Below are 11,460 nucleotides of genomic sequence, written 5' to 3'. Positions count from 1 at the left end.
CATTGAAAAAACAATAAAGACAAACATATGAAATGGGCAAATATTAAGTTATTCGCATTAAATTTTTGGCATAATGCAACGACTCCCAAAAGTTTTTATCTATTGTACTCTATTTTTATATTACTAACAGGGTATGCGGCGGTTAGTGGTATAAATAACCATATTACGCAGAATGAAATTCGATTAGAACATCAAATTAAAGCTAGACAAAGCTGGGAAGCTAACCCTGATAAACATCCACATCGAATGGCTCATTTTGGAACTTTTGCTTTTAGAATAAATGCTTCCTTAGGAATATTTGATTATGGATTAGAAAGTTTTACAGGAAACACCGTTTTTTTAGAAGCTCATCGACAAAACAGTGCTAACTTTTCTGAAGCTACTTTTTCTACAGGTATGCTAAGATTCGGAGAATTAAGCTTATCATTATTGTTACAACTAGTACTTCCGCTAATCTTGTTTTTCTTAGGTTTTTCGAGTGTAGCAAAGGATCGCGAGAATGGAACATTAAAAATGTTATTGTCGCAAGGTGCTACCTGGAAAGAAATCCTTTTTGGAAAGTCTATAGGACTTTTTACAATTTCTATACTATTTTTTATTCCTATTTTTTTAGCAGTGATCATAGCACTTTTGATGTTCGGACAAGAAGCAGCTAATGATTTTCTTTGGTTGCGATTACTATTAATAGGCAGTGGGTATTTAGCTTTTTTATTTATCATATCTTCCATAACTATTATAGTCTCTGCAAGTACCCGTACTTCAAAAAATGCTTTACTTCGATTATTAGGTATTTGGTTACTATTGGTCGTGTTATTACCAAAATCTGCCCAAGCTATGGGGAATTATTGGTTTCCGACACCTAGTAAATTAGCCTTTCAATCCGCTATTGAGAAAGAGGTAATTAAAAAAGGGGATAGCCATAACCCAAATGATCCTCACTACAACAATCTCAGGGACTCTGTTCTAAGTGTTCATAATGTGAGCGAGGTAACGGATTTACCGTTTAATTATTCGGGATTTGTAATGAGAGAAGGAGAGAGAATTACATCTACCTTATATAGAAAGCATAATAAGAAATTGGTTAACATCTATAAAAATCAAAATGATGTAACAAAGTTTTCATCATTTATCAATCCTTTTATTGCTATAAAACAGTTATCAATGACACTGTCGGGAACAGATTTTTCCTCTTACATCGATTTTCAAAACCAAGCTGATAGCTATCGTTATCAATTAGCGCAAACTATGAATGAATTACAAATGGAATACATAAGTCCAAAAAAAGAGAGTGGTTCTGAAGGGAAAACCCATGTAGTAGACCATGAACATTGGTCAGCATTTAGTGATTTTAATCACCAACCTATGACTTTGTCTAAATCAATAAAAGAAGCTTTTCTTGCATTGATTTCTATAATATTATGGATGCTATTTACCTTTTGGTTATTGCTATTCACATCAAAAAAAGCAAAAGCTATATGACAATATTTAAGTTATTTTTACAGCAATGCATAAGATCAAAAGAGGTCTGGATAAGTTTGTTACTTATTACACTTTTAGGTATAATAAGTATTATTATTGGTAACAAGCATCTAGAAAGACAGCAGGACGCGATTGCCGAAGTGAATGCATATCAGGAACAACATTTTGACAGACAAGTAGCACTTCATAATGAGGATCTAGGATTGTTACTGTATTACGCAAAATTTGCCTATATAAACACTTTAAATCCATTAGCTGGATTATCTATTGGTCAGTCAGACGTAAACCCTACAGTAAAGCGAATTACTATTAAGACTTTTGAAGCGCAAAAATATGATACCGATTTAGTGAATCCAATGAATTTGCAATCCGGTAATCTCGATTTATCGTTTGTAATCATTTATCTATTTCCTTTACTGGTCATTGTATTATCGTTTAATGTACTTTCTGAAGAAACAGAAACCGGGACATGGCGATTAGTGACGATCCAAGCAAGATCTAAATTAGGATTCATTATTTCCAAACTTTTAATTCGATTAGTCTTATTATATATCGTTCTAGTATTTCTTTTTTTTATAGCAAAACTAGTACTCAACTTAACTCTAAATAGTGACTTTATCTGGATGTTGGGTTTATCCATGTTATATATTCTATTTTGGTTTACACTCACTTTTTTTATCATTACTTTTAAAAAATCTTCTGGCTTTAATGCGCTATTATTTTTATCAGTTTGGTTAGTTTTGATTATTCTTTTACCAGCAGGAATTAATGCATATGTATCCTCAAAATATCCTGTACCAGAAGCCTTAAGTACGACCATAGCACAGCGAGATGGATATCATACTAAGTGGGACACGGATAAATTAACAACTATAGAGAAGTTTTATAAGCATTATCCTCAATTTAAAAAACACGGATATCCTACAGATGGGTTTAACTGGTTATGGTATTATGCCATGCAGCAGATGGGAGATGATGACTCAAAAAATGAACAAGAAGCTCTAAAAGAAAAGATAAAGTTACGAGAACAGACCAGTATACAAATTGCATCTGTAATTCCTAATATGCATTTGCAACTTGTTTTCAATCGATTATCTGGAACAAGTATGAGTCAACAAATGGATTATCTAGAGGCCACTGATGCATTTCATGAAAGACTAAGATTGTTTTTTTATCCAAAAATATTTAAAAAACAAAACGCGGACACTGTTGATTGGAGTCAATTTACTCCAGAATATCATAAAACAACATCTAACATTTCACCGATACAAAGTGTGATACCGATCATAATTGCATTGATATTTATGATTTTGATTTCTATACCAATGACAAGACGTTTATAACGTTCAGACTATGAAAAATAATCACGGCGTTTTTGTGCAAAAAAATAACATCGCCTTAAATATGGTATTATCAATTTGAAATTGGTGTAACACCAACATTCATAATAGTTTCGCCTTCATTAATAGGGGGAGTGCCGATCATATATAAGATCATTCCACTTTGTGATGCTTTAACATTTTCTAATTTATTGCCAAAAAAATCAGTAATGTATCCTAAAAGCTCTCCCTTTTTAATGAAATCACCAGCTTTTTTCTCAGTATAAAAGAGCCCAGTTGATGTACTCTTTATTGTAAATCGTTTTGCTATGACTATTGATTTTCTTGAAACGGATTCGTTATTGAAATCCATCATGTTGAGATGAACGAATAATGAAAACATTCCATTCACAATTCTATCAGTTTCTATTTTATTTGGAATACCTAATCTACCACACTCAATATCAACAGAAGGTATCTTACGATGAAAGGCTTCTTGCGAACAATACAAACTAGGCGCCTGTAGTCGTTCTTTAGCAATATTAAAAATTATAGAATAATCAAATCCCATTGCTAAAGCCATTTCTCTTCCTTTTCGAGAAACCTCTGGAAGTGCTTCGCTTTGATACCACGCATTATAGGAATGTAAATCTTCTGGAGCATCTCCAGCATGCATATCAACGAAGAAATCGGATCTTTCGATTACTTTTTTAGTGAGTACGTCTGCCATGCGTTGGGTTATAGATCCATTCGAATCTCCTGGAAAAGAACGATTTAAATTTTTATTGTCCATTGGGTTTAAAAACGGGCTTCTACCCAAAAAAGCCGGTACATTGGCTATTTGTACTAAAATAATCGTTCCGGATAATTTCGTAGGATCAATTTTTTGATTTAGTTGTTGAGCAGCAAGAATAGGTGGATATTCATACCCATGAACTCCTGCAGTTATTCCTAAAATAGATCCTTGTTTTGAACCGTGAAATACAGTTACAGGAATAAAGGTGCTATCTGTGTCATTAACTACAGGTATTTCAAAATGTTTTTTGGTTCCCGGTTTGATCGATTTATTTTGAAAAACAAAAGATTTTTGTGCTATAACAAAAGTTGAAGTAAGCAGAAATGTAAATAAAAAAGTTCTATTCTTAATCATGTAAACGAAGATAACTATACAGGAATATAAATAATAATTTCTATTGGAGTTATTCAAATATATAGTGTTGTGGACCATCGTTTAATTTCCCCGATTGTAACTGACAATCCAATTCTCTGGTAAAAGTTTAAAGACCTAAATACTATATAAATAAATTATGTAACTATTTATAGTTGGCTATATCTAGAATATTAGTAAAGAATAGAAAAGCATGAGTAGTATCGTATTCACTTTATCGAATGATGCATAAATCATAAATTAAAAAGAGGTTGTCATTTAAGGCAACCTCTTTTTGGAAACAACATAATAAAAAGCACTACATATAAAAGCTATAATGGGCAAATTATAGCTTTCTAGTACAATATTTTGATTTCAAAATCGTAATCTTACACCCAATCCTTCCATTCTTGGAGGTAGAGACTTGTGATAGTTTGTGGCCATGTTTACGGGATTCGTTAATTGACCAAATATATTTACTTTATGTAATTGATATTGTGAACGTTTTCTTACGAGTAATGAGTTTAAGTGATTTTCTTGTTTGTTTATCTTTTCTAATTCTTTTTTAACCTTGTGCTCAAGAGTTACTAAAGAAAGGGGTATAGAATATTCTAACTCCGCACTAACAAAACGAAAATTATTTTTATCATTGAAATAGTTTGTAAACTCAAAGTTTAGATCGTTTTTATATTCATTAAAACAGAATAGTATTTCTTTACATGTATTAAAGTTCACGGTAAACTTATTGTCTGATATTCCGCCATAAATAATGGTCATACTAAATACAGAAAGTATCCAAGTGTTATATGCCTTTTTCATACTATATTATTTTTTTAGTTTCCTGAAAATAATTTTTCATTACGTCTAAATTAAACAAAATAAATCATATATTTTTATTTATATTTATAATGATTTAAATAAAAAATATTTATGATAAAAAGTAGAGGTTAACATTTGTTATACAAAATTATGAGATTAACATTTTATGAAAATTTTTAAGAATTACGCTGAAAATTGTTATGTGAAAACTTTGGAGAATAATCATATAGTCATAAGAAGTACAGTTTCGTTTCTAAGTATTAGGAATTTGTTTTTTCTTGGTTTTCATTTTATAATGAACCGTTTTTTATTCGATTTTAATTAGTGTAAGAAAGAAGTTTTTGAATACAATATTGAAGAGGAAATATTTTAATAGCTACCGTGTCGCAATAAATCCATTTTCTTGGATTGAGTATCGCTTTTAAGATTTTTATGACTGGTGTACGTATTAAAAAGAGAGCCTTTTACAGGAAGAGGCTCTCTTTTTGTAAACTAATTTAATCCACTGGATTGAACGAATTTTGAATATTTAATTATTTGACTAATTCTAATTTTTAATCTTCGACAGAAATATTGATTATACTACTCATTTTAAGTTTTTTTCCATCTAATCTTGCTTGAGTAAAAAACTCTTTTGCTATAACTTGCTCTCTCAATAGTTCATCTATTCTTCCACTATCATACTCACACTCATCAATAGAATTTCCTTCAGTAATTGATAATCGGTGCAATTTATGAAAGTTGATTTTTACATTAAGTACTGCATTAATAATGTCTGCTGCTTCTGATGCTGTAAAGTGACCATCGATCAAGTTTATCTTTTGATCTGTTTTTACTTCCATTGTTGCTGTTTCTGTAGCTTCCATAATTTCTTATTAAAATTTATTCTTATTTAGAATACAAAGATGAAATTAATATGTTATATATTTTTATTTATATATTTTATTGTAATCATAAAATATTATTATGTCATTTGTATAATGCAGAGATATAAAGGCATTCCTAATGTTATATTAAAAGGAAAAGTGATTGCCAGAGCCATTGGAATATAAAGACTAGGATTTGCTTTTGGAAGTGCTAATTTCATAGCTGCAGGTACTGCTATATATGATGCACTAGCAGCGAGTATAGCAAATAACAATCTATTTCCTTCTCCAGAACTAAAAAGACCACTTACTACCGCAACAATACAACCGTTTATAACTGGTATGATGATGGCGAATAGAAATGCAAACCATCCTTTTTTGATAAAATCAGAAAGTTTACGACCACTAGTGATTCCCATATCCAAAAGAAATACGGCTAGGAATCCTTTAAATATATCTGTGGTAAAAGGTTTGATTCCTTCGGCTTGTGCTTCACTAGCAAATAAACCTACAATTAAACTACCTATTATAAGTAGAACACTGCCATTTGTTAGTGCGTGATGTACTACCGTTTTTATAGGAATTTTATCTTCGTTCTTGTTTTTTTTAAAAATTGTAACTAAGAGTAATCCCACCATTATAGAAGGTGCTTCCATTAATGCCATTACTGCTACCATGTGACCGCTAAAGGCAATGTTTTCTATTTCCAAAAAAGATATGGTAGTTACAAATGTTACTGCACTTACAGAACCGTATGAAGCTGCAATAGCTCCTGCATTTTCGAGACTAAATTTTCTTCGTAATATAAAATATGTATACACAGGAATGAAAATGGCCAGAAATATTCCAAAAAGTAATGACCAAAGTATTTCTGCATTAAATGTACTATGTGAAAGCTCTTGCCCCCCCTTAAAACCAATCGAAAGTAAAAGATAAAGTGAAATGAACTTTGAAGAGTTTTCAGGAATATTAAGATCACTTTTAAGTTGAACTGCAATAATTCCTAAGAAGAAAAAAAGTAATGCAGGGTTGGTCAGGTTGTCTATAAGTAAATGTAAATCCATATGGCTGTTAATATGATTTTATGATAACAATTTATTTTGAAAAAGATGAGGTGGTTATTTCTTAGTTATAAGAGTGGGATTTTGTAGAAATAGTAAACATATTACGCTTCCAGAAATTAATATTTCTGTTAAGAAAAGGTTGTTGTTTCTAATAGAAAGTGTTAGAAAAGTAAAAAAGAGGATGAAGATTATGATTAAATTAAAGAGTGCTGGGGATTCTATTTTTTCATTATTATTTGAACGAATCACTTTTACTTTTCCTGATTGGTTTTTCTTTAAATGTAGATCTCTCATTAGTTTTGTTTTTGCAAAGGTGATGTATTATTTCATATGTTTTTATTTATATTTATAATGATTTGTATAAAAAAAAATTATGCAATTCCTATTTGATCAACGGCAGGTTTTCTCTGGAATATTTGATAAAAAGAGTGGTACAAAGAATTCTGAGGATTTGAATTTAACACAATCATATGTTTCTTTGCGATTAAAAAATCTTCAGAATTAATTTTCTATCCTTTTAACTGAAGTAATTGAAAGAAAGTTATGGGTCACGAATTTTAAAAAAGAAATTGCAAATACTATTAAGAAGATATTAGCGAAATAAAGTAAATAAATTATAAAACCTTAGTCTATAATGGACAACTATCTGATGTATTGAAGGTTTCGGTAATATTTATTAGTAAATATATTATGTCTTATCTGATTTTATAAATACAGGATAAAGGCGTCGAATTAACTCTTGATAAGATAAAGAAGGTGCAGTTAGTTGATAGCTTAGAAGAAAACATAGTAAAAATTCAGAAAAAATTGGTGAGTTTATAAAGTATTAGGATCATTTTAACAAAATTATTTTCTTCATTCGATACCTCTATTACATCTATATTCTTTTTGGTAGCGAATTATTTTACACTCCTATTTCTAACTAGGTAAAAGTGTTTTTTGTCCGGTCATATTTTAGAAATTAATCAATTCCAGTATTGTTTATTCAAATTGTTTCATTATAATCATTTGCATAAAATAATTTTATGCAAATGATTATAAATATAAATAAAAATATATGAAACTTTTTATGCAGCTTTGTATCAAATATTAACAATATTAAATCACCTTAAAAGATGAAAAATCTAATTTGTATTTCCTTGATTACAATACTTATGTCTTGTAACACTATATCAAATGATTCGAATCATCAATTGATTGAACAAGATTCTAAACCGTTCTTAATATCTCATAATTTCTCCAAAGAGAAGTCGGGTTATTGGCTAGAGAAAAAGGAAAAAGCTTCGTTAAATGATTTTGTTAGCACTAAAAAGTTTTATAAAGAAGAAAATTCATTAATTCTTGATTATAAATATCCTTATCTAGATGAACAAATGAATCCTTTGTTCCATAATTTTAATTCTTTTATAGAGAAGAATTATTTAAAAACAGAGATGTCAATTCTGCAAGTACTTCAAAATGATGATTTATCATGTGACCCTTTATTCAAAGATGTGGAAAGGAAGAGAAGAAATCTGGATTATAAAGTGTACACTAAAAATAATCAATTCTTAAGTATCTTATTATACAAGACAAATTATTATGACGCCGATCTTCATAATTCTTTTATGTTTAAGGGTTTAAATTATAATGTACAAACAGGAATGTTTATTACATATGATGATTTGTTTGAAAATAAAAGTGAGGAGTTTCTATTGTTTAAACTAAATCAAGAGTTGCAAGCGCGTATTGTAGGGCAGGATTCTTTTAATGATTGCTGGGAATTTACTAAAGATACCTTTGAAGTTTTCAAAAATAATTTTGTTGTCGATTCCGATCATATAAAATTCTATTTTGACGATTGTGCGGTATGTCCTTCGTATGCAGGAAACTATTTTTTAGAAATACCAATAGAAGAACTATCCTCAATTTTAAGAGTAGAAAATTCTGAGGTGCCCTACTATAAATCTTAAAACCAAGAATTATGGTCAAGATATTCATCATTCCAAAAAGTAAATTACAAACTGATGAAATTATAGAATTTTTACTAAGAGGGAAGTATCTTTTGACAGTCATAATCACAGAACATTGCGTGCAGGCTAAAATAGATGCGAAAAGCAGAACAAACAGGGTAAATAGGACATTAATTTCGGGTGTTATTAAATCATTACAGTTTAGCAATTTAAATAATCGTCTTAGAGAAATGTTCGGTTCTAACATGCCTGTTTTATATTCAATTCCAATCGTGCATATGGATCCGCAGCAGTCAGAAGCTATTGCAGATTACATAACTGTATTCTAAATAAGAATCTAAATGACTAAAAATACTTCAATACATAAAAACCAAATGATAAGAGTTGCATATGAGTACATACAAATTGCCCTAGGAGTGCTATTAGCGAGTATTGGTTTGAAGGCTTTTCTTCTACCTAATGGATTTTTAGATGGAGGTGTCACAGGAATTGCGATTTTATTAAATAGCCTATTTGATATCAATATATCAATAGTATTGATAGTTCTTAGTATTCCGTTTCTAATATTGGCGTATTTCACGATCTCTAGATATATGGTTTTTAAATCTTTGGTTAGTATTATTAGTTTTGCAGTTTTTATTCATTTTGAAAATTTTGAAGTGGTCACTAGTGACAAATTATTGACTTCAATTTTTGGAGGACTTTTACTAGGTTTAGGTATAGGTATTACCATAAAAAATGGTGCTGTTTTAGATGGGTCTGAAATTTTAGGAATATATCTTAATAGGCATTTTGGTATAAGTATTGGAAAAGTGACCTTGCTTTTTAATTTTATACTCTTCGCAATTACAGCAATCATTATTTCCAAAGAAACTGCTATGTATTCTATTCTAGCGTTTTTAGTAACTGCAAAAATAACAGACCTCACTATAGAAGGATTTGAGAATTTTATTGGAGTGATGATCGTATCAAAAAAGTATGATCGAATTAGAGAAGCAATTACAACCAAATTAGGAGCTGGGATGACTGTATTTAATGGAGTTCATGGATATGGAAATCAAGGAAAGGCTGAAAATTTTGAAGTGATTCATACCATTATAAATCGAATTGAGATAGGCAAAGTAAATAAAATTATTGATCAAATTGATCCTAATGCTTTTGTGATCGAATATGATGTAAATCATATCAAAGGAGGTGTTCTAAGGAGATATCTTTCTAAGAACAAATAAATATATTTTTAAATATAAATACTATGAAAAAATCTTATATCCTACTATGTAGTATCATCACTATGGTATATGCAACTGCATCTGCTAATAAATTAGAAAGTGTTGATCCTGTTATAGAAATCTTGGAATCTTATATAGAGCTTATGAATTCTATAGAGAAAGACAACTCGGTTTCCGAAGTATTAGCGCTATATAGCGAACAGTATTCCGGAAACACAACTTATGTAAAGCTGTCTGGAGCGATCGTTAAGAAAAACTACACAAAAGACAATATTAGATTTCAACTTAATGATATCGTTCAGGATGGTAATTATAGTCTTAAGATAAAAACGAATAAAATTTTATATAGTACCCAAAAAGAAACTGCAGGAACCGTTTCAGCATTATTAGATTTTGAATCTATTATAGATGATAAAATTGCAGAAAAAGGTACTATTCTTATGAATATTGTTGTTGTACAGCAAAAAGGGCAATGGAAAATTACTCAGAATAATATGGTTCGGGTTTCTGAGTTAAAAGATATTGGAGATTGTGTTTGCCATATTTTTGAGAAAGGTAGCACCCAATTTGTAACTGAGTTATATTACCCAGCGGGTGTTAAATATGATCATAAATTTGAAGCTTTTCGAATAACATCCAATGAAGAAAACAGGATCGTAAAATCCGGGGGGAAAGTCTTTGTTTGGGAAAATAATAGTAATAAGTTGACTTTGAACCAGAAAGAATTGGGAGTCGTAAAAACTCCAAAACAAATGGTTCAATTACTTATTCAAAAAATGAATACGGAAACCTGTGCTTCAATCATCTTTAGATAGTGATACAATTTAGTTACCTCAATCCTTAATAATTGTTTTATGTCACGAAAATTTTAATTTAATTCAAGTATAAAACGGGTATTAAAAACAATACCTAAGTACTGCTTAGAATTTAGAAATATTAATTAAAAACAAACAAAATACTATGATATTATCATCACATAAAACACTTTTGGAAGATATCCAGAATGCAAAGAAACAAGGATTTACAGTAGATTTTTTATTCAAAGATGATATGATATATGATTGTAAAACAAATAAAGGGTATGGTAAACGCGGTTGTGTTTTGATAGAATATTGTAGACACGAAGGATTAAGTGATCCCAGTGATGCTTCCATTTTATTCTTAATTGCCTGTGATGATGGAGTAAAAGGTTGTTTAAGTAGTAATTACGGAGTACACGCTGATCTTGATCTCATGCAATTTGCGTTATCACTTAGAAGTCAAGATCAAGAAAATAAAAGCAATGTTTAGTATATGAGATTTTATTATCCGAAAAAAAGGAGAGCGTTGCGGAGATGAACAGCTGTTAATTCTAGAAAAGTAAAACATAAAAATCCTCAAAGGTACAGTCGTAAATTCCGGACTTTACAGACTGACTTGCCATAATATTTCTATTTACAGTCATTCTCTGAGGATTATAAGATAAAATAACTAATAAAGCTCATAAAAAATGTGCTCAAAAAGTTTTTAAATGTGCCCAATAATATTTTAAGCAAGATATGAAATTTATGAATCTATGAGGCTACTATAAGGTATTAGCTTTGTT

11 protein-coding genes are annotated in these 11,460 nt (G+C 30.0%); 7 read left to right on the top strand and 4 right to left on the bottom strand.

Annotated features, from left to right (window positions below; translation table 11 throughout):
• Window positions 1-27 precede the first annotated feature (27 nt).
• Window positions 28-1,479 (top strand): DUF3526 domain-containing protein, encoded by a 1,452-nt coding sequence (locus tag Q0921_RS07420; protein ID WP_299255538.1) that lies wholly within the window; start codon window positions 28-30, stop codon window positions 1,477-1,479.
• Window positions 1,476-2,822 (top strand): DUF3526 domain-containing protein, encoded by a 1,347-nt coding sequence (locus Q0921_RS07415; RefSeq protein ID WP_299255536.1) that lies wholly within the window; start codon window positions 1,476-1,478, stop codon window positions 2,820-2,822. The genes Q0921_RS07420 and Q0921_RS07415 overlap by 4 nt, the downstream gene beginning before the upstream one ends.
• A gap of 70 nt (window positions 2,823-2,892) precedes the next feature.
• Here Q0921_RS07415 and Q0921_RS07410 read toward each other — a convergent pair whose 3' ends face one another.
• The 4 genes from Q0921_RS07410 to Q0921_RS07395 all read right to left on the bottom strand — a co-directional run bounded on the left by Q0921_RS07410 (window position 2,893) and on the right by Q0921_RS07395 (window position 6,694).
• A complete protein-coding gene (locus tag Q0921_RS07410) occupies window positions 2,893-3,948 on the bottom strand; it encodes a succinylglutamate desuccinylase/aspartoacylase family protein (RefSeq protein ID WP_299255534.1) in 1,056 nt (351 codons plus the stop codon).
• 372 nt (window positions 3,949-4,320) lie between these two features.
• Window positions 4,321-4,764 carry a hypothetical protein gene (locus tag Q0921_RS07405; RefSeq protein ID WP_299255532.1) on the bottom strand — a complete coding sequence of 148 codons (444 nt, stop codon included), beginning with the start codon at window positions 4,762-4,764 and terminating at the stop codon, window positions 4,321-4,323.
• A 554-nt stretch (window positions 4,765-5,318) separates the two neighbouring features.
• The gene (locus tag Q0921_RS07400; protein WP_299255530.1) at window positions 5,319-5,630 is read right to left on the bottom strand and encodes a hypothetical protein; all 312 of its coding nucleotides are present in this window, start codon (window positions 5,628-5,630) and stop codon (window positions 5,319-5,321) included.
• A 98-nt stretch (window positions 5,631-5,728) separates the two neighbouring features.
• Window positions 5,729-6,694, bottom strand: a complete 966-nt coding sequence (locus Q0921_RS07395) for a sodium-dependent bicarbonate transport family permease (protein WP_299255528.1) — start codon at window positions 6,692-6,694, stop codon at window positions 5,729-5,731.
• A 1,115-nt stretch (window positions 6,695-7,809) separates the two neighbouring features.
• Between Q0921_RS07395 and Q0921_RS07390 the strand changes: the two genes are divergently transcribed.
• The 5 genes from Q0921_RS07390 (at window position 7,810) to Q0921_RS07370 (ending at window position 11,165) form a co-directional block, all read left to right on the top strand.
• Complete coding sequence (locus Q0921_RS07390) at window positions 7,810-8,646, top strand: RsiV family protein (protein ID WP_299255526.1); 837 nt, start codon at window positions 7,810-7,812, stop codon at window positions 8,644-8,646.
• 11 nt (window positions 8,647-8,657) lie between these two features.
• Complete coding sequence (locus tag Q0921_RS07385; RefSeq protein ID WP_299255524.1) at window positions 8,658-8,975, top strand: hypothetical protein; 318 nt, start codon at window positions 8,658-8,660, stop codon at window positions 8,973-8,975.
• Window positions 8,976-8,987: 12 nt separating this feature from the next.
• Window positions 8,988-9,875: a YitT family protein gene (locus Q0921_RS07380; protein ID WP_299255522.1), complete on the top strand. Its 888-nt coding sequence runs from the start codon at window positions 8,988-8,990 to the stop codon at window positions 9,873-9,875.
• A 23-nt stretch (window positions 9,876-9,898) separates the two neighbouring features.
• Complete coding sequence (locus Q0921_RS07375) at window positions 9,899-10,690, top strand: hypothetical protein (RefSeq protein WP_299255520.1); 792 nt, start codon at window positions 9,899-9,901, stop codon at window positions 10,688-10,690.
• 145 nt (window positions 10,691-10,835) lie between these two features.
• A complete protein-coding gene (locus Q0921_RS07370) occupies window positions 10,836-11,165 on the top strand; it encodes a hypothetical protein (RefSeq protein WP_299255518.1) in 330 nt (109 codons plus the stop codon).
• Window positions 11,166-11,460 lie beyond the last annotated feature (295 nt).

It is taken from the genome of uncultured Aquimarina sp., assembly GCF_947496855.1.
Lineage (GTDB): Bacteria > Bacteroidota > Bacteroidia > Flavobacteriales > Flavobacteriaceae > Aquimarina.
Note: the sequence above shows the minus strand (reverse complement) of the source record. Positions and strands in the feature narration are given on the sequence as shown.

Bases quoted from the DNA above. Each gene is read 5' to 3' on its own strand.
- Q0921_RS07410 (WP_299255534.1), bottom strand. From the start codon at position 3,948: ATGATTAAGAATAGAACTTTTTTATTTACATTTCTGCTTACTTCAACT.
- Q0921_RS07380 (WP_299255522.1), top strand. From the start codon at position 8,988: ATGACTAAAAATACTTCAATACATAAAAACCAAATGATAAGAGTTGCA.
- Q0921_RS07370 (WP_299255518.1), top strand. From the start codon at position 10,836: ATGATATTATCATCACATAAAACACTTTTGGAAGATATCCAGAATGCA.
- Q0921_RS07400 (WP_299255530.1), bottom strand. From the start codon at position 5,630: ATGGAAGCTACAGAAACAGCAACAATGGAAGTAAAAACAGATCAAAAG.
- Q0921_RS07415 (WP_299255536.1), top strand. From the start codon at position 1,476: ATGACAATATTTAAGTTATTTTTACAGCAATGCATAAGATCAAAAGAG.
- Q0921_RS07405 (WP_299255532.1), bottom strand. From the start codon at position 4,764: ATGAAAAAGGCATATAACACTTGGATACTTTCTGTATTTAGTATGACC.
- Q0921_RS07420 (WP_299255538.1), top strand. From the start codon at position 28: ATGAAATGGGCAAATATTAAGTTATTCGCATTAAATTTTTGGCATAAT.
- Q0921_RS07385 (WP_299255524.1), top strand. From the start codon at position 8,658: ATGGTCAAGATATTCATCATTCCAAAAAGTAAATTACAAACTGATGAA.
- Q0921_RS07390 (WP_299255526.1), top strand. From the start codon at position 7,810: ATGAAAAATCTAATTTGTATTTCCTTGATTACAATACTTATGTCTTGT.
- Q0921_RS07375 (WP_299255520.1), top strand. From the start codon at position 9,899: ATGAAAAAATCTTATATCCTACTATGTAGTATCATCACTATGGTATAT.
- Q0921_RS07395 (WP_299255528.1), bottom strand. From the start codon at position 6,694: ATGGATTTACATTTACTTATAGACAACCTGACCAACCCTGCATTACTT.